This window comes from Polaribacter sp. IC073 (genome assembly GCF_007997075.1).
Lineage (GTDB): Bacteria > Bacteroidota > Bacteroidia > Flavobacteriales > Flavobacteriaceae > Polaribacter.
The window spans coordinates 132,153-158,805 of record NZ_VORS01000006.1; the positions used below are offsets into that span (position 1 = coordinate 132,153).

The following is a 26,653-nucleotide window of genomic DNA, read 5'->3' on the forward strand; positions in this document are numbered from 1 at the left end:
AATTATAATCTTGATATTGCTTCTTTAATGACGTCTGTTGTTACACACAATGAAAAACGAATATATCCTTCTCCTTGAGAACCAAAAATAGTTCCTGGAGTGATAAAAATATCATTATCGTACAACACTGCATCTGTAACTTCTTCAGATTTTTTTCCTTCGGGAATTTTTGCCCATACAAATAATCCCGTAGAATTTTTACTGTATGTAGCATCTAATTTATCTGCCAATTGCCAAATTAAATTTCTACGTTCTTCGTATATTTTATTCTGTGCTAAAAACCAATCATCTGATAACTGTAAAGCTTCTATGGCTCCTTTTTGAATTCCGTAAAACATCCCAGAATCCATATTAGATTTTACTTTTAATATTTCATTGATATACCTAGCATTTCCTAAAACCATTCCTACACGCCACCCCGCCATATTAAAAGTTTTGCTTAAAGAATTTAATTCTAAAGCAATGTCTTTTGCCCCTTCAACTTGTAAAATACTTATCGGATTATCGTTTAAAATAAAACTATACGGATTGTCATTAATAATTAAAATGTGGTGTTTTTTTCCGAATGCAATCAACTTTTCAAACGTTTCTAATGTAGCGTTTGTTCCTGTTGGCATGTGCGGATAATTTACCCACATTATTTTTACATCACTTAAATCTTGTGCTTCTAATTCCTTAAAATCTGGTTGCCAATTGTTCGCTGCACTCAAATTATAAAAAAGAGGTACTGCTCCTACTAATTTTGTAACGGATGTATATGTTGGATACCCAGGATTCGGAATTAATACTTTATCGCCTTCGTTTAAAAAAGCCATAGAAATATGCATAATCCCTTCTTTACTTCCCATTAACGGCAGTACTTCATTTTCTGGATTCGTTGCTACAGAAAATTTATTGCTGTAAAAATCTGAAATTGCATTTCTTAATTCTGGCAACCCTTGATAGGATTGATATTTATGTGCACTAGCATCCTTTAAACTTCCTTGAATTGCTTCTAAAACTTTTGCTGGCGGTTGCAAATCTGGAGACCCAATTCCCATATTAATAATTGGTTTTCCTGCAGCAGCCAAAGCTCTTACTTCTCTTAATTTTTTAGAAAAGTAGTATTCTTGTACTGTATCTAATCTTTTAGCAGCTTTAATCATTTTCTACCGTTTTTATAAGTTCCTAAAACTTTAAATTCTTCTGCCATAATTTCTAATATTGCTTTTGCTTTTTCATAATCTGTATACGCATCAAAAGTTACATCTACAAAAAAGGAATATTTCCAAGGAGTGTCTATAACTGGTAAAGATTGTATTTTTGTTAAACTCATTTTACAATCGCTCAGTACATTTAAAACGGCTGCTAAACTTCCTCTTTTGTGACTTAATTGAAACTTTAAAGATGCTTTGTTAATTTCATCAATACCATTATTTGGTAACGAAGTTTGTACAATTACAAAACGTGTTGAGTTGTCTTTAATGGTTTGAATTCCGTCTTCAATAATTGCCAAATTAAAAATTTCTGCTGCTATTTTTGGCGCGATTGCAGCAATACCTACTAAATTTTCTTTAGAAATTCTTTTAGCTACTTCCGCTGTATCTACATCTTCCACTAATTTAATGTGAGGATATTTTTTAAAGAAAACTTTACATTGCTGCAATGCCATTGGATGCGACCAAACTTCTTTAATATCTTCTATTTTTTGTCCTTTTAAACACATTAAATGATGGTGAATATTTAAATATTCTTCTCCTATAATATGAAGGTTATTCTTATCTATTAGCGCATAATTAGGTATAATAGAACCCGCAATTGTGTTCTCTAATGCCATAATACCAATATCTGTAGATTTATCTATCAAACTCTCTACCAACACATCAAAAGACATACATTCTTTTAAGTGTATTTTAGTACCATAAAAGTCGCGTGCAACTTTATGGTGGTTTGAGCCTTCGGCTCCTTGTATGGCAATAATCTTATTCATTATTTAAAATAATATCAAAAAAAAAGCCTCGAATTAGATTCGAGACTTTATATTGTGTGAATGTTTCTTAACAACATGATACAAAGTCTCTCCTCTTATTGTAAAAATAAAAGTAAAAATAGAAACGTGCCCAAGTGTTATTTAACATCTTAATTTTCTTTGTTGTGAATGACAAATCTAAAGATTAAATTGTAACAAACAAATTATATCACACTTTTTATACAAGAATTGGCAATCTGTTAAAAAAACAGCAATAAAATTACAAATACTTACTAATATCTTTAATTATTGATAAATCAATCAGATATATCAAAAAAAGAAGAAACTGTAAAAAACAAGTAACAGAGCTTAAAACATGTGAATTAATTAACTTAAGAACCACCAAACGCAAGGAAATATCTCTTAGAGCTATATCTATTTATAAAAAAATAACACTATATTTGCAGCTTCAATGAATAGATCATTGATATACATAATAATCATTTAAATAATATTGGAATGTATTTAACTAAAGAAGTAAAAGAAAGCATTTTCGAAAAACACGGTAAGGGTAAAAACGATACTGGTTCTTCAGAAGGGCAAATTGCTTTATTCACACACAGAATTAACCACTTAACTGGGCACTTAAAAAATAATCGTAAAGATTATAATACAGAGCGTTCATTAGTAATGTTGGTAGGTAAACGTAGAAGTTTATTAGATTATTTAAAGAAAACCGAAATCAATAGATATCGTGCAATCATTAAAGAATTAGGAATTAGAAAATAATTCATACAAAAAAGAGGCTCTATAAACGTGCCTCTTTTTTATTACAACAAATTTAAAAGTCTGATTTTAACAGCATCAGCAATTATTATAAAAAATCAAGAATACCAACAATATTTTTGAATTTCCATTGCAACAACATACAACAACACAACAACAAACAAATTAAAAATTTAGAATTAAAGTTTATGATTCCAAAAGTATTTAGAGAAGTTATAGACCTTGGAGATGGAAGAGAGATTTCTATCGAAACAGGTAAATTAGCAAAACAAGCTCATGGTAGTGTTGTTGTGCAATCAGGAAAATGTATGATGTTGTGTACAGTTGTTTCCAATTACGAACAAAAAGATCTTGGTTTTCTACCGTTAACAGTAGATTATAGAGAAAAGTTTGCAGCTGCAGGTCGTTACCCTGGTGGTTTCTTCAAAAGAGAAGCAAGACCAAGTGATGGTGAAGTATTAACAATGCGTTTAGTGGATAGAGTTTTACGTCCGTTATTTCCAAAAGATTATACTGCAGAAACACAAGTAATGATTCAGCTAATGTCTCATGACGAAGATGTAATGCCAGATGCAATGGCAGGTTTAGCAGCATCCGCAGCGATTCAATTATCAGATTTCCCTTTTGAATGTGCTATATCTGAAGCAAGAGTTGGTCGTATCAACGGAGAATTTATCATTAACCCAACTAGAGCACAATTGGCAGAATCTGACATCGATATGATGATTGGAGCATCAGCTGATTCTGTAATGATGGTTGAAGGTGAAATGGATGAAATTTCTGAAGAAGAAATGGCAGACGCTATTAAGTTTGCGCACGAAGCTATTAAAATTCAATGTGCTGCTCAATTAAGATTAGCAGAAGCATTTGGAAAGAAAGAAGTTCGTGAATATGAAGGTGCAAGAGAAGATAAAGATTTAGAGAAAAAGGTTCATGATATGGCATACGATAAAGTATATGCTATCGCAGAAGCTGGTTCTGCTAAACATGAAAGAACTGCTGCTTTTAAACAAATAAAAGAAGATATTAAAGCTACTTTTTCTGAAGAAGAATTAGCAGATTATGGTGGTTTAGTTTCTGATTATTATCGCAAAGCCGAAAAAGCTGCGATTAGAGATTTAACATTAAATGTAGGTTTACGTTTAGATGGTCGTAAGACAGATGAGATTAGACCAATTTGGTCTGAAGTAGATTACTTACCATCAGTACATGGTTCTTCTATCTTTACTCGTGGAGAAACACAAGCTTTGGCTACTGTAACTTTAGGAACTTCTAGAGATGCAAATAAAATAGACATGCCATCTTACGAAGGTGAAGAAAATTTCTATTTACATTATAACTTCCCTCCTTTTTGTACCGGTGAAGCAAGACCAATTCGTGGAACCTCTCGTAGAGAAGTTGGACATGGTAATTTAGCACAACGTGGTTTAAAAGGAATGATTCCTGCTGATTGTCCTTACACAGTAAGAGTAGTTTCTGAAGTTTTAGAATCTAACGGTTCTTCTTCTATGGCAACTGTTTGTGCAGGAACAATGGCATTAATGGATGCTGGTATACAAATGATAAGACCAGTTTCTGGTATTGCAATGGGATTAATTTCTGATGCTGAATCTGGAAAATATGCTGTATTGTCTGATATTTTAGGTGATGAAGATCATTTAGGAGATATGGACTTTAAAGTAACGGGTACTTCGGAAGGAATTACTGCTTGTCAAATGGATATAAAAGTAAAAGGATTAGGATATGAGATTTTAGTAAATGCACTAAAACAAGCTCGTGAAGGTCGTTTACATATTTTAGGGAAAATAAATGAAACTATTTCTTCTGCAAACGAAGAGGTTAAGGAACATGCTCCTAAAATGATTAATAGAAGAATTCCTAATGATATGATTGGTGCATTTATTGGACCAGGAGGTAAACACATTCAAGAATTACAGAAAGAAACAGGAACTACCATTGTAATTACTGAAGACGCTGTAACGGAAGAGGGAATTATTGAAATTTTAGGAACGGATCCAGAAGGAATAGAAAAAGTAATAACTCGTATCGAGTCTATGTTATTCAAACCTGTAGTTGGTAGTGCTTACGAAGTTAAAGTAATTAAAATGTTAGATTTTGGTGCGGTTGTAGAATACGCAGAAGCTCCAGGAAACGAAGTTTTATTACACGTTAGTGAATTGGCTTGGGAACGTACAGAAAATGTTACTGATGTAGTAAATATGGGAGATGTTTTTGATGTGAAGTACTTTGGTTTAGACCCAAGAACTCGTAAAGAAAAAGTTTCTAGAAAAGCATTGTTACCAAAACCAGAAGGTTATGTAGCAAGACCACCAAGAGATGATAAACGTTCTTCTGGAAGTCGTGATAACAGAAGCAGAGATACTCGCGGACGTGATGACAGAAAACCTAGAGAACCAAGAGAGCCTAAAAAAGAAGATTAAATTCTTTTTTAATTGATATTTAAAAATCGCCAATTAATTTTGGCGATTTTTTTTGTTTAAAACCCAATTATCAAAATGCTTTCATTTTCTTTGCAACTCTCTATGAAAATACAACGCATTACATATTTATCTTTAGGCACAAACCAAGGAAATAAATTAGAAAACCTACAAAATGCTGTACATCTAATTGATGATAAAATAGGTGCTGTTCAAAAAATATCTTCAATATACAAGACTGCTGCATGGGGTTTTGAGGGAGATGATTTTTACAATATTTGTATTAAAGTTGCTACAAATTTGTCAACAGAAACCTTATTAGAAACGGCACTATCAATAGAGAAAGAATTAGGACGAGAACGAACAGCGCAAGAAGGGTATCAAAATAGAAAAATAGATATTGATATTTTACTTTTTGATGACGAAATTATTTTTTCAAAAACACTAATTGTTCCACATCCTAAAATGTTAGAACGCAAATTTGTAATGGTTCCCTTAGTTGAAATTGCTTCCGGAGTGCTTCATCCTATAGAGAAAAAACAATTGAGTGTTTGCTTACAAAACTGCAATGATACTACCGAAATAATTAAAATTGATGCGCAGTTAATTAAACCAATACAGCTTTCTGAAAAATACAACTACATTGCCATTGAAGGAAATATAGGTGCAGGAAAAACATCTTTAGCAAATCTACTTTCCGACCAGTACAATGCAAAATTGGTTTTAGAGCGTTTTGCAGACAATCCTTTTTTACCAAAATTTTACGAAGATAAAGAACGTTATGCATTTCCGTTAGAGATGAGTTTTTTGGCAGATCGATATCAGCAATTAAGCGATGATTTAGCACAATTCGATTTATTTAAAAATTTTATAATTTCAGATTATTATATTTTTAAATCTTTAATATTCGCGCAAGTAACACTTTCTAAAGAGGAGTATCAATTGTATCGTAAAATGTTTAACTTAATCTATAAAGAAATTACAAAACCAGACTTGTATGTTTACTTGTATCAAAATACAGATCGTTTGTTAGAAAACATCAAGAAAAGAGGACGTGTTTACGAACAAAACATTGAAGCTGAATATCTTAAAAAAATTCATGATGGATATCAAAACTTTATTAAAACCCAAGAAAATCTAAATTTATTAATTATAGATGTCTCGGAAATTGATTTTGTAAACAACCCAACGGACTACAATTTTATAATCGACAAAATAAGGAATAATTAGAAAAAAATCTATATTTTTGCGTATTGAAGAATTCCCCCCAAGTTTCTTGAATTATAACATAAAAAAACCTAATGAGGAGAATTTTTTTACTTGCAATTTTAAGTTGTCTTACAACCACCACCATATTTAGCCAATTTACCACGGATGAAATTACTTACGGTAATAGAATTGACCTTGAAAACTCAAATAGTTGGGCTGTAGGAGGTGGTTTTAGTAACTTTATTATGCACGGAGATTTGCGTTCTATTGGTACAGGAAACCTCGGTAATTTCTATAATTTTGGGGTTTTTGCTTACGCAGATAAAATGTTTAATCCTTTATTGGGGTTGGAAGTTAAAGCTACCTATTCTCAAATATCTGGTGGGGCACAATATTTCTCGGATGTCTACGAAATATTATATGTACCAAATACAGTAATTAGGAATAACATGTATTTTGAAGGTACTGCCTATGGCGCAGAGTTAAACTTAATTTTTAGTTTTTCAAATTTATACGAAACATCAGCAACTAAATGGAATGCATCTGGTTATTTTGGTGTTGGTTATCATCAGTATAATTCTCAGCTTTTTGAAAAAAACCTATCTGGTGGCGCAGATAAGCCTTTAGTAGATTTTGGTACAAATCCTGCAAGAAACAGTGTAAACTCTGCTAGTTCTATCTACTTATCAGGACAATTAGGTCTTAAACGTAGAGTTAGTAAAAAGGTCGATATAGAACTTAGAACAGGTATGTACTTTAATTATGAAGATCATTTAGATGCGGCTATTTCTAATAAACAAGACTGGGAAACTTTCTTTGTAACAAGTATAGGTGTTGCTGTTAAATTAGGAAAGAAAAAAATATTTACTATTTGGGGTGATGAAAATCGTGGTAGCAGAGGTAATTTCAAAATTATTGACACCGACAAGGATGGTGTAATGGATGAGTTAGACATCGAACCAAATACGCCTGCAGGTGTAATGGTTTATGGAAACGGAAAAGCTGTAGATTCAGATAAAGATGGTGTACCAGATTACAAAGATAAATGTCCTTTAGTATACGGTTTAGAATCTAATGACGGCTGTCCTTTAAATGTAGATTCTGATGGTGATGGTGTTATGGATGGAAATGATTTATGTCCTGCAACCCCTGGAACTATAGAAAACAGAGGTTGTCCTAAGCAAGAAGCGGGTAATAATCCTTCTAATATAAACAGTCAGATTGCGCTCTTAGCTACAAGTATTTACTTTGAAACAAACAGTGATAAAATTCAAGATATTTCTTACAATACAATTGACAAGATTATTTCTTTAATGAAACAAGTACCAAATATTAAGTTTCTTATTGAAGGCCACACAGATGATAGAAACAGTGATAGATACAACATTTATTTATCTCAGAGAAGAGCAAATGCTGTTCGAAAATATATGATTCAAGAAGGTATTTCCAATGAAAGCTTAACCGCTAAAGGCCTTGGAGAATCTAGACCTAAATTCTCTAATGCAAATGCTGGTGGAAGACAATTAAACAGAAGAGTAGAAATTAAACCAACTGGTTCTTTAGACTAAAAAAGGAACTAAAATTGGGACAATAATAAACAAGAAGAGCGCATATTAATATGCGCTCTTTTTTATTTAAAATAAAGCCATAAAAAAAGAGCGAAACTTTAAGTATCGCTCTTTTATATTTTTAAAAGTATCTTATTTGTTAAGTTCTAACTTCTCTGCAAAATACTCACAGAAATCTCGCATTGTTGCGCCCATTTTCTGGTCGTCTGTTGCGCGCTCGAACGTTTCTGCCATAGATACTAATGTTTGGTGATAAAACTGCTTCATTTCATCTACAGGCATGTCTTTTGTCCAAAGATCCATGCGCAAAGTATCTTTCTTTTTATGATCCCAAACAGAAATCATAATCGCTTTAGCTTCTTCATTATCTATACCTCCATCTTTAGCTGTCCAAGAGATTTCTTCTGGCACTTTGTTTTCATCTAAACCAATCTTAAATTCTATTTCTGAGTTATGTTTTACTGACATTATTTTTTGGGCTTATACTTCGATTTTTTAAATAAATCTAATTCGTTAATTTTTAATAATTCTTGCAAAGATACATCATTCTGTTTCATATAAGAACGTACAATCTGCCAACCTACCCAAATACCAACCCTACCCGGAGATAAATTGTCATGTTCCATATAGAACTTAGAAAACGGTGCTGTATCTAAAAAGCGTTTGTTTAATTTAGTGTCTGTACTAAAAAGTAATTTTTTCTCTATAAAGTACGTCCAAATTTGTTCTTCATTAGCAGTCACCCAATTAAATTTATCTTCTTCATAACCAATAATTTCTCTGCTAGATACCGTCGGCAAATAACTTTCTAATAAATACATTTTTTTTCCTTCATGTATCATTTTACCTACAAAACTTCTATCAGAAGTATTAAAAATTTGTTTTTCGGTGATTGCTTTTGCTACATCTACAACAATATGTTCTTTCGTGTTATTTTCTTTGATATACTTCGGATAATCTGCATAAAATTCATGGTGCTTGCCTAAATAAACATCCAAAGAAATAATGAACAAACTGTCTGCATAAATTACTCTACTCTCATACTCTATATTTGTTAGCATGGTAATTACATCTGGCGCTATAAATTTAGAATTGTAGTATTTAACGTGTTTAAAAAGCAATCTTAATTCTTCTTTTAAGGGAGATACATCTTGATAAATCTCTTGAGTTTCTGCAAACAATTCTAGTTCGTCTTTATTGCTCATTTTAGAGACTGAAATACTATCTGTTATTTCTTTTGGAAAAAAATACGGATACTTCCTTTTTAATTCTGGTAAATTTTGTTTTTCTGAAGTGTAAAAATCAACATCAAATCTTTTAACTTCAAAATTTACATCAATATTAGAAACATCTACTTTGTGTATATTATCTGTATCACATGCGTAAAAACCAAATAAAACCGCTAAAATCACTAGAAAAAATCTCATAAACTTTGTATATTGCTATTAGAATTACAAACGATAAAAATACTAAAATAGTTTCTCTAATGAATACAGAAAAAGTAGCAACTTATATTATTTCTTGGTTAAAAGAGTATGCTGAAAATGCAAAAGTAAAAGGTTTTGTCGTTGGTGTTTCTGGCGGAATAGATTCTGCACTTGTTTCTATGCTTTGTGCAAAAACGGGTTTCCCTACATTATGTGTAGAAATGCCAATACACCAAGCAGATAGTCAGGTTACTAGAGCAGAAGAACACATTAAACAATTAAAAGAGAATTTTAGCAATGTTTCTGAAGTTAGAGTAAACCTAACTTCAACATTTGAAGATTTTAAAAATATAGTTCCAGAAACAGCTCCTTCTGCTAAAGTAGATTTGTCTTTAGCAAACACAAGAGCTCGGTTACGTATGACAACTTTATATTATTTTGCCGGTTTACACGGCTCTTTGGTTGTAGGCACAGGTAATAAAGTGGAAGATTTTGGCGTAGGTTTTTATACAAAATACGGTGATGGCGGTGTCGATTTAAGTCCGATTGCAGATTTAATGAAATCTGAAGTCTATGAATTAGCCGCATATTTAAAAGTCCCTAGTTCAATTCAAAAAGCACAACCAACAGATGGCTTATTTGGAGATAGTAGAACAGATGAAGATCAAATTGGTGCTTCTTATGATGAGCTAGAATGGGCAATGAAACAAGAAGAAGGTAAAAATGAAAATAATTTTACAGGAAGAGAGCAAGAAGTTTTTAAAATATACGAGCGTTTAAACAGAATTAATCAGCACAAAATGATACCAATACCTTTGTGTGAAATTCCAACAGACTTAAGATAGCAACAAAAAATCCCGTAAATAAATTTACGGGATTTTTTGTTTTTTATTTTAGTGCCAACCTATATTTTATAATAGGTTCGCAGCAATCATCATTTTTTTTATTCTTAAATAAGCTCTTCTTTTAGATCCTCTAGAAATTTCAAAGGGTAAAAATAGAAATAATTGAATAATTTTTAATAATTGTAAAATTCTTTTCATAATAGATATTTTTCTTTAGCGAGTGCAATATACAATAAAACTACGCTTAGAAATAAAAATAGAACAAGGTAAAACACCCCTTTTACAATTTAATAACTTTAGACCACTCTATTTAACTTCTCAAAAAGACTGATTCTTAAACCTGTATAGCCTTTTATCATTTCTAAATCTATGCTAACCTCTGCACTAGCTTCTTTTATTAGCTCTTCTATTTTCTTACCTATTAAAACTCTTCTTAGATTAAAAACAACATCGTTTACTTGCTTAGATAGTGATGCTAGTTTAACTTCAATATTCTGACCTTCCCAATCGCTTAATTGATATTTTTCTTCATCCATTAAAATGGAAGTCACGGTTGTAGAAATATCAGCATTTTTGTGATTTACTAAAGCATCTATTTCTAATTTTTCTGACTGGTTTAATTGATGAATAATTTCAGTATAAATCTCTTGAAAAACAATATTTGTAAACTCTGTTTCGTCATCTTGAAGGTGTACATAAATCTCTGCAGAAACATTGTTATCATATTTTCTAGCAGTTACCACAACTTTTCCTTGTTCATCTTCATTTTCAATTTCTTCTATAAATTCTGTTATTTCATTACCATGTAAAAGTAAAATTTTAATAATCTCTCTTTCAAACTTAGAAATCTCATCAATTTTTTCTGTTGAAGACCCTCCTTTTACCAATCCCATTTGAGCCTGTTCTTGCTCTATAAAATATTCTGTTGGTGGTTGATTAGGATCTTGTTGTGCTCTATTTTGTTGTCTGTTTGCTTTACTTTTTTCTTGCTCTCCTTTTTTTATAATTTGCGCTAACTCACTAAACAAAACACGCTCTGAAACTTCCATAATTCTCGCACATTCTTGCACATAAACTTCACGCTGAATGCCATCGGGAATTTTAGAAATACTTACAACAATATCTCGAATGACTCCTGCTTTCTTTATAGGATCATTATCTGAATCTTTTAATAAAAGAGATACTTTAAAGTTGATAAAATCTTGTGCAGCATCTTCCAGATAATCTTTTAATTCTGCACTTGAATGTGATTTTGCAAAACTATCTGGATCTTCGCCATCTGGAAACTGAACTACTTTTACATTCATTCCTTGCTCTAGAATGATATCGATTCCACGAATGGAAGCTCTCATACCTGCTGCATCACCATCAAAAAGCACCGTAATATTTTTGGTCAATCTATTCACCAATCTAATTTGGTCTGATGATAGTGCCGTTCCTGAAGAAGCAACAACATTTTCTACCCCAGATTGATGAAAGGAAATTACATCTGTATACCCTTCTACTAAATAACAATTATCTTGTTTTGCTATTTCCTTTTTAGCTTGAAAAAGACCGTATAAAATTTTACTTTTATGATAGATATCGCTTTCTGGCGAATTTAAATACTTTGCGGCTTTTTTATCCGCAGTTAAAATACGACCTCCAAAACCTAAAATTCTACCAGACATCGAGTGTATTGGAAACATAACACGTCCTTTAAAACGGTCGAATTGTCTGTTCTCTTTAACAATGGTTACTCCTGTGGATGCTAAATATTTTAAATCGTATCCTTTTGCTAAAGCGGCATTTGTAAAACCATCCCACTCATCTAAACAATACCCTAACTCAAAGGTTTTTATAGTATTTTCTGTAAAACCACGTTCTTTAAAGTAAGAAAGTCCGATTGCTTTTCCTTTGTTAGAGTTTAGCATTATATCATGAAAATAATCTTTGGCAAATGTAGAAACCAAAAACATACTTTCTCTTTCGTTCATCTGTGCTTTTTCTTCGCTAGACTGCTCTGTTTCTTCAATTTCTATGTTGTACTTTTTTGCCAACCATTTTATGGCTTCAGGATACGTGTAATGCTCATGTTCCATTAAAAATGAAATCGCATTTCCTCCTTTCCCTGTAGAGAAATCTTTCCAAATTTGTTTTACTGGAGATACTACAAATGAAGGTGATTTTTCATCTACAAACGGACTTAGTCCTTTGAAATTACTTCCTGCTTTTTTTAGTTGAACAAATTCTCCAATAACCTCTTCTACTCTTGCAGTCTCGAAAACTCGGTCTATGGTACTTCTTGATATCATTTAATAGTGTATTGAAAAGGAGCACAAATATAAGAATTAGATGTTTCGAATTTTCATAAAATAATAAAACCTCACTACATTATAGTAGTGAGGTTTTATTATTCATTTAGACAGTGCTCGATGCAACATTTTACAGCAACTACGAAGCTGCTTTTAATTTCTTCAAAGTTGTATTTGTTAATTTTGCTTCTGCGTATTCTTTGGTAACATTAAACGTTTTCTCTTCTGAACTAGGTAATTCGAACATTGCATCTGTAAAAATTGCTTCACATAAAGAACGCAAACCTCTTGCGCCTAATTTATATGCAACCGCTTTTTCTACAATATAATTTAACGCTCCTTCTTCTATTGTAAAATCAACTTCATCCATTGTAAACAACTTAGAATACTGCTTAATAATAGCATTTTTAGGCTCTGTTAAAATTGCTCTTAATGTAGTTGCATCTAAAGGATTCATGTAACTTAAAACTGGTAAACGCCCGATAATTTCTGGAATTAAACCAAATGCTTTTAAATCTGAAGGAATGATGTATTTCAACAGGTTTTCTTCATCTACTTTATCATCGTCTAAAGACGCAGTAAAACCTACCGCTTGCATGTTTAGACGCTTACTGATAAATCTTTCGATTCCAGAGAACGCTCCACCTGCAATAAATAAAATCTCTTTGGTGTCTACCTCTATAAATTTTTGCTCAGGATGCTTTCTTCCACCTTTAGGAGCAACATTTACAACCGTTCCTTCTAATAATTTTAACAATGCTTGCTGAACTCCTTCACCAGAGACATCTCTAGTTATTGACGGATTGTCTCCTTTTCTGGCAATTTTATCAATTTCATCAATAAAAATAATACCTCTTTGTGCCTTTTCTACATCATAATCTGCAGCTTGCAACAATTTACTTAAAATGCTTTCTACATCTTCACCAACATATCCTGCTTGTGTTAATACTGTTGCATCAACAATAGCAAAAGGTACGTTTAACATTCTTGCAATTGTCTTAGCTACTAAGGTTTTTCCTGTTCCGGTTTCACCCACTAAAACAATGTTAGATTTCTCGATCTCTACATCATCATCTTCGCTGTCTTTTGTCTGTAATAATCTTTTGTAATGATTATAGACAGCAACAGACATAGAACGTTTTGTTTCATCTTGACCAATAATATATTGATCTAAGAACTCTTTAATTTGTATCGGCTTTCTAAGTGTTAGATCTTTAGACAAACCATTTGTTTTTGTTTCAGAAACTTCTTCTTCTACAATACCATGTGCTTGTTCTATACATTTATCACAAATATGAGCATCCATCCCTGCAATTAGCAAGTCGGTTTCTGCTTTTTTTCGTCCGCAAAACGAACATTCTAAATTTTCTTCTTTCGACATTATTCCTTGCTTTAGGCTTTGGGCTTTAAGCTCTATGCAGTAGCACTTCTAAAAGCATGCTGCATAAAGCTTATTGCTTAAATCAAACTATTTATTTCTTTCTTTCTAAAACTTCATCAATCATTCCGTATACTTTTGCTTCATCTGCTCTCATCCAATAATCTCTATCAGAATCATTGTGTACTTTTTCTAAAGTTTGACCAGAATGGTTTGAAATAATTTCATACAATTCATCTTTTAACTTTATAATTTCTCTTGCAGTAATCTCAATATCAGAAGCTTGCCCTTGCGCTCCACCTAAAGGTTGGTGAATCATAATTCTAGAATGAGGCAACGCAGAACGTTTCCCTTTTTCTCCTGCACACATTAAAACAGCACCCATAGAAGCTGCCATTCCTGTACAAATTGTTGCAACATCTGGCTTTATAAACTGCATGGTGTCATAAATACCCAAACCTGCATACACGCCTCCTCCAGGAGAGTTTATATAAATTGAAATGTCTTTATTTGCATCTACACTTTCTAAAAACAACAATTGCGCTTGAATAATATTAGCAACCTGATCGTTAATTCCGGTTCCTAAGAAAATAATTCTATCCATCATTAAACGTGAAAAAACATCCATTTGAGTGATGTTCATTTGACGTTCTTCCATAATATATGGCGTTAAACTACTTGTTATTTTTGTATAATTGGTACTACTAATTCCGTGATGTTTTGTTGCGTATTTCTCGAACTCTTTTCCGTAATCCATTATTGTGACTCTTTTAATGTTTGTTTTGTAAATATAAGAACTATTTCTTACTATTTTGTTTGAGTTTGTCGGTAAAAAAACCTGAATTGTTAGATTCAGGTTTTTATTTTCACATCTCGATACCTAGTTGAAACAACAGATTGAGATACTAAAAATAGCCTAAGACTACTTATAAACTTCTTTTGTAAACGCTTCGTAAGAAAGTTCTTTTGATTTAAAGCTCATGTTTTCTTTGTAAAAAGCCAATAATTTCTGACTAATTAATTGAGATTGTAATTTCTGAGCTTCTTCTTGATTTTGTAAAATTCTACCAGCAATTTCATCCAATTCTTTTTCTTCTGGATTCATGTTACCAAACTGAGCCATTTGCGTACGGATAAATCCTTTTGCATATTCAACCAATTCTGTATACTCTAATTTAATATCGTTGGCCTTCATAATCTTTCCTTCGATTAATTGGTAACGCAAACCTTTTTCAGACTTGTCAAATTCTACTTTAGCTTCTTCTGCAGTTAATGGTTTTTCACCAGCTTTTTGCAACCATTTTTGTAAAAATTCTGATGGTAAATCAAACTTAGTCGTTTCAACTAAATGCTCTGTAATTGCATTTAATAATTGCTGATCTCCTTGTTGCTTGAATTGCTTTTCTGCGTCTTCTTTAATTTTTGCTCTTAATTCTTCTGCAGTAGAAACACTTCCGTCTGTAAATAATTTATCAAACAATTCCTTATCTAAATCTGCAGGTTCCGTTTTTGTAACCTCTTCTACCGTTAAAGTAACAGGTATGTCTAAATCGTGAATTTCATCATGAGAAACTTCTAAAATCTGCTGTAATTTATGGTCGTTTTCAAATAATTTCTTAGTTTCTAACTCAATTACATCACCAGTTTTAGCTCCAATAAACTTCTTTTCGTTCTTTTTTCCTTGTAAATCACTTACTAGAAAAGTCCCTTTTTTATTGATTTCTTTTTCCTCATTTACAAAAGTACCCGTTATGTTAGCCTCTGCAGTAGCTTCTTCTAGAGGAGAAGTCTTACCATAACGAATTTGAATATTCTTCATTTCTTCGTCTAATAATTCTTCTGTAGCAATAATATTGTACTCAGTTACCTTCTTTTTAGATTTTAAATCTACGTCGAATTCTGGCGCTAAACCTAATTCAAATTCAAAAGAAAGTGTTTCTGCATCCCAGTTAAAATCTTCTTTAACTCTAGGTAACGGATTTCCTAAAAGCTCTAATTTTTCTTCTTGTAAATAAGTGTTTAAAGACGCTTGTAAGACTTTGTTAACCTCATCTATCACTAAAGATTTACCGTACTGCTTTTTAATCATTCCCATTGGCACTTGCCCTTTTCTAAAACCAGGAACATTTGCTTTTTTACGGTGCTCATCTAACAATTCTGCTACTTTTGCTTGATAGTCATCTGCAACAATATCAACTTTTACAACTGCGTTTAACGCATCTATGTTTTCTCTTGTAATATTCATTTCTTTGTTCTTTAATCTTAAAAAAATCGAGTGCAAAATTAATTAAAAAATAGTTAGCTAACAAGTATTTAAACTGTTCTATTTCAGATAGAAATATCCTGAAACGCTAAACATTATGAATCTTAATTACACTGATTATCATTAATTTATTTATATTATTATTCTTTTTTTCTTCGGATATGTGCTGAACAGTTTTTAGCACAATCGCCCACAAAAAATTGGTTAATTAATTCTCTTATCCTCTTTTAGCAACGAAAACAATGCAGACCTAAATATAGATAGCAAAATACTAAATAATAAAGCTGTCCAAAAACCTGAAACCGTAAAACCAGCGACTAATTTATCTGCCAAAATAATTATGACTGCATTTATTACAAAGATAAATAAGCCAAAAGTAACGATTGTTGCTGGCAATGTAAAGAAGATTAACAAAGGTCTTACAATCATATTTAGCACCGCAATTACCGCTGCAACTACAATTGCAGAAACATAACTAGCAACCGCTACGCCTGGTAAAATATTAGCCAACACAATTACCGCAACTGCCGTTAATAAGATTTTTAAAAATGTTTTCATTTCTTTATTTTTTAATACTGATGAATTAAAAGCGAAAACTATACCAAATGAAAAAGACTGCTTTTTTGTCAGGTTTTAGAAACTACGGGGTTTGCTTCTAAACTTAAATTCTTATAACTTCGCTAACTGCTGGTATAAAAAATTAGAGAAAACAACCCCAAAGAAACCAATACAACCTATAAAAGATTGATTGAACTAGGATACAACAAAACAGAATCTAAACAATTTATTAGGCAATGTATGGCCTTAGAATTATTAGATGTTTTAGAATACAAAAAACCTTTTAACGAAACTAGAGATGTTGGTCACTTAAAAAATCTACCTAAAGAACCTTCTTCATAAATTACAAAGACGAACTTTAACTTAAAAAAAACACGTAGTTAAGAGCTCTTTTTAACAAACAAAAAGTAATCATAAAAACTATCTTTTATAAACAAGACTGCGTTAGGGATTGTAGTGAAAAGCCCACAGAGAGGAACGAACGAGGACTTGAAACGCAAAGCCCGACCCTTTTAGGGGAACGCCCACATAAAAATAATTTTACTTCTCTTTTTGCATTTCTGTAGCCTTGCGCTCTAACTCTGCTTGAAATTCTTCCATTACAGGTTTCACAGTACTTTCTGGTATGTCTTCTACCTTAATGTACATTAAACCATCTACGGCATTGTTAAATTTAGGATCTACATTAAACGCAACCAAACGTGCATTTTGTTTTACATATTTCTTTATTAAAACAGGTATTCTTAAAGCTCCAGGTTCTATTTCATCGATAATTTTATCGAATTTTTGCATGTCTGCTTTGGTTGCGTCAAATACAAAATCTTTATCGCCGTCTTTTAACTTTACCTTAAATTCTTTCTTCGGACGGATGTATTGCGCAATGTACGGATCGTAATAATGAGATTTCATAAACTCGATCATTAACGACTTTGAAAAATCTGAAAACTGGTTGCTAATAGAAACACCGCCCATTAGATATTTATATTCGGGATAACGCAATGTTACATGTACAATTCCTTTCCATAATAAAAATAAAGGCATCGGTTTTTGCTGGTATTCTCCAATAATAAATGCCCTACCCATTTCTATGGTATTGTCCATCATTTGGTGTAATTCTGGTTCAATTCTAAACAAAGTTTGTACATAAAAACCGTTGATGCCGTATTTTTTAAAAATTTCTTTACCAAGACCCATTCTATAAGCTCCTGCCAAACAACCTGCTTCTCTATCCCATAATAATAAATGGTGATAATATTTATCGAACTTATCTAAATCAATCTCTTTATTGGTTCCTTCTCCAACAGCTCTAAAAGTAATTTCACGCAATCTACCTATCTCGTGCAACAAATTAGGAATCTCTTTAGCGCTTGCAAAAAACACTTCGTAATTCTTACTTTCTAATAACCTACCGTCTTTTTCTCTTAAAGCATTTACTTCTTTTATAAATAAATCTGGATTTCTTTGAGATGTAATCTTTTTGGCAGTCTTTTTTATTCGGATGTTTTCCCTAGAAATTAATTTATGTGCTTTCTCAAAAGGATTTGCCAACATATATGTTTTCTTCCTAATAAACTCCGAGAAAGCACCAATGTCTTTAAATTCATTTTGGTCATTTACAGAAATCGGTTTTCCTATTCTTACTCTAATAACTCTACCTCCTTGAGACATTACTTCGGATGGCAATTTGGCGGTTCTTAAAGTATCAGAAATTTTAGATAAAAAGTAGAACATTCTACTGTTCTTAGCATGAAAATAAATAGGAATTACTGGTACATTGGCTTTTTTAATAAATCTTACAGCACCTTCTTCCCAAGGTTTGTCTACATTTAATTTTCCGTCTTTATAGGTAGAAACTTCACCTGCAGGAAAAATACCCAAAGGTTTGCCTTCTCTTAAATGCAGCAATGCACTTTTAATTCCAGAAACACTAGATTTTACATCCTTTCTTGTTTCAAAAGGATTCACCGGCATCACGTAAGGTTTTAAAGGCGCTACTCTGTGTAGTAAAAAATTGGCAATTATTTTATAATCTGCTCTTTTTTCAATTAATAATTTCAATAGTAGAACACCGTCAATTCCGCCTAAAGGATGATTAGAAACGGTAATAAACGGGCCCTCTTTAGGAATTCTTTTTAAATCTTCTTTTGGTATTTCAAATTTGATTTTACAATCATCTAAAATTCCGTTTAAAAAATCTAAATCAGACTTATCTTTATTTTTTTCGTAAATTTTATTGATAGCCGATATTCGAAGTGTTTTTAAAAGACCCCAGCCAACAAAAGTTCCTAAAAAACCAAACTTCTGTAAACCAATTACTTGTGCAATTTCCTTTGATGTTACTAATGCCATAATTTACGATTAGACGCAATTACAAATATAGTAAAAAAGAAATATGTAAATATTAATTCAGTGTCAAAACTCCCTAAAAACAAGAATCTAGTAGCTGTTTAAAAATCTAATTCGCATTTTATTTGTGGAATTATTGCCTACAATAATTTACCGAAATTGTTCCAAAACAATCAATTACAATAAAATTTTAATAGGACAATCGCTTCTAATTTTTACTTATTTTTTGCCAAAACAATCTGAATAGTTTCTTTGTTTACTTGTGTTAATAAAGACGTCCCTTTTTCTTCTATGCAAGCAATCGCTTTTTCATCGAAGTGACGCACTGTAAATAAATCGACCTCTTTCTGAATTTCTATTTTAAACTCTTTTTTCAATTCGTTATAAAAAGCATCAAAATTATTAAATTTATCATCAATACAAACAGAAAAACTAATGGCAGAATTCTGAATTAAATTTACTTTTAATTGACAATCATGTAGTTTTTGAAAAATATAACTGATGTTATTTTCTACCATAAAAGAGAAATCTAACGCCGAAATTGACACCAATACTTGATCTTTCTTCACAATAAAACAAGGAATATAAGGCACCAATCTTGTACCTTGAGTAACTCTTGTACCTGTTTCTTTTGGATTGATAAAAGAGCGCACCAATAACGGAATTCCTTTTCTTTCTAATGGCTGCAATGTTTTTGGGTGAATTACAGAAGCACCGTAAAATGCCATTTCTATTGCTTCTTCATAAGAAATTTGTTCTAATAGTGTAGTTGCTTCAAAAACTCTTGGATCTGCATTTAAAACTCCAGGAACATCTTTCCAGATAGTTACACTTTCTGCATCTAAACAATACGCAAAAATACCCGCCGTATAATCGGAACCTTCTCTACCTAAAGTAGTGGTGTTTTCTGTATCATTTGCAGCAATAAAACCTTGTGTAATATTTAATTTAGAAGCATCTAATTTATGGCTAATAATATCTTGTGTTAAATCCCAATCTACTTTCGCATCTCTATAATTACTGTCTGTTTTTATATAATTTCTAACATCGAACCAGTTGTTCTCTATTCCTGCTTTTGTGATATATGCACTTACTATTTTGGTTGATAATAGTTCTCCGAAACAAATAATTTGATCATACACATAATTATATCTTTGAGACGTATTTCTTGCCAAGAACCAGCTTAATTCTCCTAAAAGGATATTAAATTCCTTATAAATCTCATCATTTTTATCAAACAAACCATCCATAATGTTTTTATGATAATCTTCAATAATCCCTAATTTATCAGATAATTGATCTGTTTTATTATAGTAAGCATCAATTACCTCTTCAAAAGCATTTGTAATTTTTCCCATCGCAGAAATTACAACAAGCGTATTTTCTGTCCCTTCATTTTGTAAAATACTAACTACATTTTTTACACTTGCTGCATCTTTTACAGACGCTCCTCCAAATTTAAAAATCTTCATTTTTAATTATAATTTAAGAAACTGGTTTGTTAATTTATCAACTTCTAAATACATTCTAGACACTATTTTCGTACCTAAAAACCACTAGAAATGATGTTTTATTTAATTTAATTATTTTGAATAAATTTAGCTAAACTCTCTTTATTCATTTGCACTACAGACCAATCATGTAAATAGGTTGCGCCTGTACTTTTGTAAAATTCTATTGCGTTGGTATTCCAATCAATTACTTCCCAAGCAACTCTATTAAAATTATGGTCCTGCGCATATTTTAAAACTGCAGTATACAATGCTTTTCCGGCGCCAATTTTTTGCTTGCTTTCTGTTACTATTAAATCTTCTAAATGAATCGTGCGTCCTTTCCAAGTAGAAAAACGTTCGTAAAACAATGCAATGCCTATAATGTTATTTTCTTGTTCTGCTACGTAAACTTTAAATTTCGGATTTTCAGAAAAACCATCTCTCACTAAATCTGCCACTGTTATTTCTACAGCTTCTGGTTCTTTTTCAAAAACAGCCAACTCTGTAATTAAATTAAAAACAGCTTGCATGTCTTTTTCTACCCCTAATCTTACTTTAAAGTTCATATTATTCTAATTTTAGTCAAAGATAGTTTTTTTGGAATCGGTTAAAAATATTTAGTGTTTTTGAACGTTTCTTTTTTATTTGTTGAAATTTAAAGTTCATTGTTCCTCTTTTTATTCCTTTTCAGATTGAAAAACCTAGGTTACGAAAACGATTTAGTTAAAAAAAAATAGCATCTTTGTAGCGCGAAACAAATTCTTAAAAATGGCGAAAAAAAATCAAACTTTAGGTGAGTTTATTATCGAAAATCAAGACTCATTTAAATATACTTCTGGAGAACTTTCTAGATTAATTAATTCTATAAGATTAGCTGCAAAAGTTGTAAACCATGAAGTAAACAAAGCCGGTTTGGTAGACATTACGGGTGCTGCCGGAGACACAAACATACAAGGTGAAGATCAACAGAAGTTAGACGTTTATGCGAATGAAAAGTTTATACAAACACTTACAAAAAGAAATATTGTTTGTGGTATTGCTAGTGAAGAAGAAGACGATTTTGTAGCAATTAATAGTCAGGATGAAAACAACCAAAACAAATATGTTGTTTTAATAGATCCTTTAGACGGTTCTTCTAACATCGATGTGAATGTGTCTGTGGGTACTATTTTTTCTATATATAGACGCGTTACTCCATTAGGAACTCCAGTTAAATTAGAAGATTTTTTACAGAAAGGAAGTAAACAAGTTGCTGCTGGTTATGTAGTTTACGGAACCTCTACAATGTTGGTGTACACTACTGGATATGGTGTAAACGGATTTACACTAAACCCAGCAATTGGTACATTTTATTTATCACACCCAAACATGACTTTCCCTGAAGATGGAAATATCTATTCTGTAAATGAAGGGAATTATTTAGATTTTCCTTTGGGAATTAAAAAATACATAAAATACTGTCAAGAAGAGGAAGATGAAAGACCATATACAAGTAGATATATTGGTTCTTTAGTTTCCGATTTTCACAGAAACATGATTAAAGGAGGCGTTTATATGTATCCTAAAGGTTCTAGAAACCCCAACGGAAAGTTACGTTTGCTATACGAATGCAACCCAATGGCTTTTATTGCAGAACAAGCAAATGGTAAGTCTTCCGACGGTTACACAAGAACGATGGATGTTGAACCTACAGAATTGCACCAAAGAGTTCCTTTTATCTGTGGAAGCAAAAACATGGTAAATAAAGTGGAAGAGTTTATGCAAAAGTTTGGTGAATAAATCTTATTTATACTATTATAAGTTAACAAAAGCCTAATATTTTGTAAATCTGCGTCATATTGAGTAAATTTACATCAACAAAAATAATACGAACTTTAAAAAACATAAAAAAATGGCTTTTAAATTACCAGAATTAAACTATGCATACGATGCATTAGAACCAAATATAGATGCAAAAACTATGGAAATTCACCATACAAAACATCACAACGGATACACAACAAAATTAAACGGTGCAATTGAAGGGACTGATTTAGACGGAAAGTCTATTGAAGATATTCTTGCTAATTTAGACATGAGTAATGGCGCTGTGAGAAATAATGGTGGTGGTTTTTACAACCATTCATTATTCTGGACAGTAATGAACCCAGAAGATAAAGGATATCTTTCTGGAGAATTAAAAGATGCTATTGAAGCTGCTTTTGGTTCTAAAGAAGCATTTATGGAAGCTTTTTCTAAAGCTGCTGCAACACAATTTGGTTCTGGTTGGGCTTGGTTGTGTGTACATAAAGGTGGTAAAGTAGAAGTTTGTTCTACACCAAACCAAGACAATCCTTTAATGCCAGGTGTTACTTGTGGCGGAACTCCTATTTTAGGTTTAGACGTTTGGGAACACGCATATTACTTAAACTACCAAAACAGAAGACCAGATTATATTGATGCATTTTTTAATGTAATTAACTGGAACGAAGTTGAACGCAGATATGCTGAAGCTAAATAAGTACTAAGCTACTTCATTTATAAAAAAAAGCATCCTAAGTTTAGGATGCTTTTTTTTATTCTATTAGAATCTTTTTATTGATAATTCCTTTTGCTGTTTGTATAACTACTATATATACACCTTTAGAAATCTCCCCTAAATTAAAACGAAGTTCCACTTTATTCTTTTCTACCTCAGAATTAAATACTTCAGCTCCTAAAAGATTATACACCTTAACAGCTTCTATTTCTAAATTCAATTTATTTTCAATGATTAAAGTACCACCATCTTTATCATAAACAGAAATTAAATATTCGTTTTCATCTACATCGTTATTACTAAGAGTTTTATTTGAAAAAGTAATAAAAAATCTTTCTGTATAAGTACCTAACGGTAAATTTATTTTTATTGGTCCATCACTTAAATTAGAAAAAGTATTTAAAATAGCATCAAATAAATAAATAGGAGCATCAATATTTATTTTTTCGTCAATACAAAAAGTTAGCTCTCTTTCTTTATCAACCTGAACAACCAAAGGAACTTTAATCAAATTATTAAAAAATTCTATTCCTGTAATTATAAATGGTTGGTCTTTATTTTTTACTTTTAAATGGAAATCAGTTGGCCTTAAAGCCCACATTTCAGCATCAGAACCTTTGTCAAAATTATCTGACAATCCTTTAAAAACGATAGCTACTTGTCTGTTTATTTGCGCTGTATCACTCATATTAAACAGGAGGCCTAACTTAAGTATCGATTGTTTCTCTTTCTCTTTTTTACGAGTACTTGTTTTTGCAACGATAGTTCCTGTATTAGATAAATCTACCATAATTCTCTGAGAATTACGAAAATTAATGGTTCCTGCCCCCGCAGCACTTCGTGTAACAAAAAATGCTTGTCCTATTGGTAAATATCTACCACCTCCAACTGAAACCCCAGAAACAATTGTACTATAAGTACCTCCATAATCGCCTCTTATATGAGTATTGTCAGCAGCACTGTTATAAATATAAAGTATTCCGTCAAATTCAGAAGAGTTCTCATTAATAAAAGCATCGGCATCTAATGCCGAAGGATAGGGGGTTTCCTAAAAGACTAAGTTTATTTTCATCAATAGTAAAAGTATAATCGCCATCATTTGGTATACCTCTAAAAGTAAATCTAGCTCCCATACTTTTCATGTTCCAACCTTCTCCTGAAGTAAATGTTGCTGCTGTGGGGCTTACAAAACGAGTCCAATCACTAGCATTATTAAACTTTGCCAACCACCTTGTACTAATTTCTATAGGCGTTGAAGAATTACTACCATCATGCCCTGAAATAAAGTTAATATCAACAGCTTCACCTACAGATGCCGTGGCTGCAGTTGGGACTGTACCGTCTTTTAAAACCTGACTTATAGCATAAGGAGTTCCGGCTGATGTGCCAGAGTTTCTAACAGGAGATGACCAATAACCAGATTGATAAGCTGTTGACGTTGTAGCTGTTTGATCTACATGAAGACTGCCAGAACCAGAGTTTAAGTTCGCAGCAGAAGTGTGCGTTTGTATAAGCTGAGAACCCTCTACAAGTCTTAATTCGCCTTCATTTACAATGCCGTTGGTTACTTGTAATTTTATACTAGAACTTGTAGATAAAACACCACCTGCTTCAATTTCAATTTCCCTTACACGAGCGTCTTCAGTTAAGGTTAGAGCTCCATTTGACGTACTTTTAACTAATAATTTATAACACCCATCTGAATCATTTGGTACACTTACGGCACCAGAACCATTGTAAAATTGTGTATCATCTAAAACAATTAAATCTTGATATTCAATTGTAAAATAGTCTCCATCCGCAAAAACAACATTATTTACTTTATAAAGACCACCACCAATGTCTGTTAAATCTCGAGAAGTATCCTTTGGTGATAATAAATCCGCATTATTATCAATTACCAACTTTAGTGTAGCACAAGGTTGTTTTCCAGAAATATCTATTCCGTTTAAATCTAAAATAAAGCTAACATTACCAACATCATTTCTTTTACTTACTCTCCATTTTGTAGATATCCTTTCTTGATAATTACTAGTATTTGTAACAAAGATAGTGGCAGCTTTATTATCTCTTCCCCAAAATAAAAATTCATCATTAGCCAAAGCACTCGGGTTATACATTCTTACAATTCCTGTTCCTTGAGAATCTGTGTGATTAGAACCGTCTGTTGCTTGCCCAATACCTGCAACATCATGATCAAAATTAAATCCTGCATTGTCTTGGGTGTAAAAATCATTGGTGCTGAGACCAATATCATATTTTGCTGATAGGTAATTGTCTATAACAATTCTTTCTGCCGTATTTAAGGTTTTGGTATATTTAAAAACTTCCCCAATACTTCCATTTAAACCTGTTCCTCCTCCTGATCCATTTCCTCCAACCCAGGTATTGCTGCTTCTATTTTCTATGTTATGAGTAAAACCATCTGTATTATTATTATTTACATAGAACTTTAACCTATTAGTACCCGAATTTGCAAATGTTTTTGAGTGAATACCCCAAGTATTTGGATTAGATAATGCACTTTTATGATTTTCACCTCCAACATAATCGGCATACTTTTCATCATCATCAAAGCCAATGGTATTTCTTCCTCCGTGCTGTAATGCTACATCTAACTCATTCGTGTTTTCATAATTAACTACCATAAAAAAACTCATATTCTCATTAGAGTTTCCTTTGTAACTCGTTTCTAATTCATCATTTCCATCAAAAGACATAGAAGATAAGTTATTAATTGCTGCAGTTGTTAAAGTATAACTAGGCCGCTCCCCACCTGAAGCTGTTAAAGTATTCCCATAACCAGACAAATCTGAAACAGAACTAATAGAAGCTCCATTAGAATAACTTTCATTATTAGCATCATACCAGAACCTCAAAGAAGAAGTACCATCCGTTCCTCCAACTCCTCCGGGTCCTAAATGAGCTGTGTTTGTTGGTACTGGATCTGCGTAACAGAGGTTTAAAATAACACTATTAATTGCACCTCCATCTTGATCTGCATCATCAACAATTCTTAAAATCCAATTACCATTAAAATTTTCTCCATTAAGCGTTGCTAAACTTTCTTCTGGTTGATAATCTCCAGAAAGAGTAGCACCAGCAGTTGGTAAAGTATTTCCAGAAGCATCATCAAAAGTAACATTATTGTAATTATCTCCACTTCCTCCCTTGTCAAAGGCTAATTTAACTTCTGTTCCTAAAGGAGAAATTAAGGTGACTTCTATATCTGCGTTCCAGGTGTGTGTAATATCAACAGTTACATTTACATCTGTTAAAACATAAAAATCTGGCACATTTATAGTTGTGTTGTAAACATTTCCAGATCCGGAAGCCGAAATAGGTGTGGCAGGGTCTGGTATTACAGCGTAATTCGTACAAAGAGTTTGCGATATAGCACTTGTACTTATAAGAATAAGTGCAAAAATTAATCGTTTCGCAGAGAATAAATCACAAACTTGTTTTAACATTCTTCTAATTTAATAAAACCACACTTAAATGCTTTCAATTGAAAGCATTTAAGTGTGGTCTAAAATTGACAAATATGCCTCCACTAAAATAATAAATATTTTTGACTTTTAC

At 32.0% G+C, this 26,653-nt stretch carries 23 protein-coding genes; 8 read left to right on the plus strand and 15 right to left on the minus strand.

Annotated elements, in window-relative coordinates:
• Positions 1-2: 2 nt before the first annotated feature.
• The gene (locus ES045_RS10275; RefSeq protein WP_147116144.1) at positions 3-1,145 is read right to left on the minus strand and encodes a pyridoxal phosphate-dependent aminotransferase; all 1,143 of its coding nucleotides are present in this window, start codon (positions 1,143-1,145) and stop codon (positions 3-5) included.
• Positions 1,142-1,969 (minus strand): prephenate dehydratase, encoded by an 828-nt coding sequence (locus ES045_RS10280; RefSeq protein ID WP_147116146.1) that lies wholly within the window; start codon positions 1,967-1,969, stop codon positions 1,142-1,144. The genes ES045_RS10275 and ES045_RS10280 overlap by 4 nt, the downstream gene beginning before the upstream one ends.
• Positions 1,970-2,467: 498 nt before the next feature.
• Between ES045_RS10280 and rpsO the strand changes: the two genes are divergently transcribed.
• The 4 genes from rpsO (at position 2,468) to ES045_RS10300 (ending at position 7,949) form a co-directional block, all read left to right on the plus strand.
• Positions 2,468-2,737: a 30S ribosomal protein S15 gene (gene rpsO / locus ES045_RS10285; RefSeq protein WP_147116148.1), complete on the plus strand. Its 270-nt coding sequence runs from the start codon at positions 2,468-2,470 to the stop codon at positions 2,735-2,737.
• Positions 2,738-2,922: 185 nt separating this feature from the next.
• The gene (locus ES045_RS10290; RefSeq protein WP_147116150.1) at positions 2,923-5,175 is read left to right on the plus strand and encodes a polyribonucleotide nucleotidyltransferase; all 2,253 of its coding nucleotides are present in this window, start codon (positions 2,923-2,925) and stop codon (positions 5,173-5,175) included.
• A gap of 102 nt (positions 5,176-5,277) precedes the next feature.
• Positions 5,278-6,402, plus strand: coding sequence for a 2-amino-4-hydroxy-6-hydroxymethyldihydropteridine diphosphokinase (gene folK / locus ES045_RS10295; protein WP_147116152.1), 1,125 nt, complete (start codon positions 5,278-5,280; stop codon positions 6,400-6,402).
• Between the two features lie 71 nt (positions 6,403-6,473).
• On the plus strand, positions 6,474-7,949 hold the full coding sequence (locus ES045_RS10300; protein ID WP_147116154.1) for an OmpA family protein: 1,476 nt from the start codon (positions 6,474-6,476) through the stop codon (positions 7,947-7,949).
• Between the two features lie 132 nt (positions 7,950-8,081).
• Here the strand turns inward: ES045_RS10300 and gldC are convergent, their stop codons facing one another.
• A complete protein-coding gene (gene gldC / locus ES045_RS10305; RefSeq protein WP_147116156.1) occupies positions 8,082-8,417 on the minus strand; it encodes a gliding motility protein GldC in 336 nt (111 codons plus the stop codon).
• Positions 8,417-9,376, minus strand: a complete 960-nt coding sequence (gldB, locus tag ES045_RS10310; protein WP_147116158.1) for a gliding motility lipoprotein GldB — start codon at positions 9,374-9,376, stop codon at positions 8,417-8,419. Before gldB ends, gldC begins: the two co-directional genes overlap by 1 nt.
• Before the next feature lie 59 nt (positions 9,377-9,435).
• On the opposite strand from gldB, the gene nadE reads away from it, so the two are divergent.
• The gene (gene nadE / locus ES045_RS10315; RefSeq protein ID WP_147116160.1) at positions 9,436-10,221 is read left to right on the plus strand and encodes an NAD(+) synthase; all 786 of its coding nucleotides are present in this window, start codon (positions 9,436-9,438) and stop codon (positions 10,219-10,221) included.
• Positions 10,222-10,287: 66 nt separating this feature from the next.
• Here the strand turns inward: nadE and ES045_RS16745 are convergent, their stop codons facing one another.
• The 6 genes from ES045_RS16745 to ES045_RS10340 all read right to left on the minus strand — a co-directional run bounded on the left by ES045_RS16745 (position 10,288) and on the right by ES045_RS10340 (position 16,714).
• Complete coding sequence (locus ES045_RS16745; RefSeq protein WP_262712862.1) at positions 10,288-10,419, minus strand: hypothetical protein; 132 nt, start codon at positions 10,417-10,419, stop codon at positions 10,288-10,290.
• A 98-nt stretch (positions 10,420-10,517) separates the two neighbouring features.
• Complete coding sequence (dnaG, locus tag ES045_RS10320) at positions 10,518-12,515, minus strand: DNA primase (RefSeq protein WP_147116162.1); 1,998 nt, start codon at positions 12,513-12,515, stop codon at positions 10,518-10,520.
• A 139-nt stretch (positions 12,516-12,654) separates the two neighbouring features.
• Positions 12,655-13,896, minus strand: a complete 1,242-nt coding sequence (gene clpX, locus ES045_RS10325; RefSeq protein WP_147116164.1) for an ATP-dependent Clp protease ATP-binding subunit ClpX — start codon at positions 13,894-13,896, stop codon at positions 12,655-12,657.
• Between the two features lie 91 nt (positions 13,897-13,987).
• Positions 13,988-14,650, minus strand: coding sequence for an ATP-dependent Clp endopeptidase proteolytic subunit ClpP (gene clpP, locus ES045_RS10330; protein WP_100947048.1), 663 nt, complete (start codon positions 14,648-14,650; stop codon positions 13,988-13,990).
• 165 nt (positions 14,651-14,815) lie between these two features.
• Entirely contained in the window at positions 14,816-16,138 is a 1,323-nt protein-coding gene (locus ES045_RS10335; RefSeq protein ID WP_147116166.1) for a trigger factor, read from the minus strand.
• A gap of 222 nt (positions 16,139-16,360) precedes the next feature.
• A complete protein-coding gene (locus ES045_RS10340) occupies positions 16,361-16,714 on the minus strand; it encodes a phage holin family protein (RefSeq protein WP_147116168.1) in 354 nt (117 codons plus the stop codon).
• A 186-nt stretch (positions 16,715-16,900) separates the two neighbouring features.
• Between ES045_RS10340 and ES045_RS16405 the strand changes: the two genes are divergently transcribed.
• Positions 16,901-17,056: a hypothetical protein gene (locus tag ES045_RS16405; protein WP_189663080.1), complete on the plus strand. Its 156-nt coding sequence runs from the start codon at positions 16,901-16,903 to the stop codon at positions 17,054-17,056.
• Between the two features lie 198 nt (positions 17,057-17,254).
• Here the strand turns inward: ES045_RS16405 and ES045_RS10345 are convergent, their stop codons facing one another.
• The 3 genes from ES045_RS10345 to ES045_RS10355 form a co-directional block, all read right to left on the minus strand.
• Entirely contained in the window at positions 17,255-19,063 is a 1,809-nt protein-coding gene (locus ES045_RS10345; RefSeq protein ID WP_147116170.1) for a GNAT family N-acyltransferase, read from the minus strand.
• Between the two features lie 212 nt (positions 19,064-19,275).
• Positions 19,276-20,532, minus strand: a complete 1,257-nt coding sequence (locus tag ES045_RS10350) for an aspartate kinase (protein ID WP_147116171.1) — start codon at positions 20,530-20,532, stop codon at positions 19,276-19,278.
• 107 nt (positions 20,533-20,639) lie between these two features.
• The gene (locus ES045_RS10355) at positions 20,640-21,119 is read right to left on the minus strand and encodes a GNAT family N-acetyltransferase (RefSeq protein ID WP_147116173.1); all 480 of its coding nucleotides are present in this window, start codon (positions 21,117-21,119) and stop codon (positions 20,640-20,642) included.
• Between the two features lie 202 nt (positions 21,120-21,321).
• Here ES045_RS10355 and fbp point away from each other — a divergent pair, with 202 nt between their 5' ends.
• Positions 21,322-22,332, plus strand: coding sequence for a class 1 fructose-bisphosphatase (fbp, locus tag ES045_RS10360; protein ID WP_147116175.1), 1,011 nt, complete (start codon positions 21,322-21,324; stop codon positions 22,330-22,332).
• A gap of 112 nt (positions 22,333-22,444) precedes the next feature.
• The gene (locus tag ES045_RS10365) at positions 22,445-23,053 is read left to right on the plus strand and encodes a superoxide dismutase (RefSeq protein WP_147116177.1); all 609 of its coding nucleotides are present in this window, start codon (positions 22,445-22,447) and stop codon (positions 23,051-23,053) included.
• Positions 23,054-23,108: 55 nt separating this feature from the next.
• Here ES045_RS10365 and ES045_RS10370 read toward each other — a convergent pair whose 3' ends face one another.
• Positions 23,109-23,861, minus strand: coding sequence for a T9SS type A sorting domain-containing protein (locus ES045_RS10370; protein WP_147116179.1), 753 nt, complete (start codon positions 23,859-23,861; stop codon positions 23,109-23,111).
• A 214-nt stretch (positions 23,862-24,075) separates the two neighbouring features.
• Complete coding sequence (locus ES045_RS10375; RefSeq protein ID WP_147116181.1) at positions 24,076-26,541, minus strand: proprotein convertase P-domain-containing protein; 2,466 nt, start codon at positions 26,539-26,541, stop codon at positions 24,076-24,078.
• Positions 26,542-26,653 lie beyond the last annotated feature (112 nt).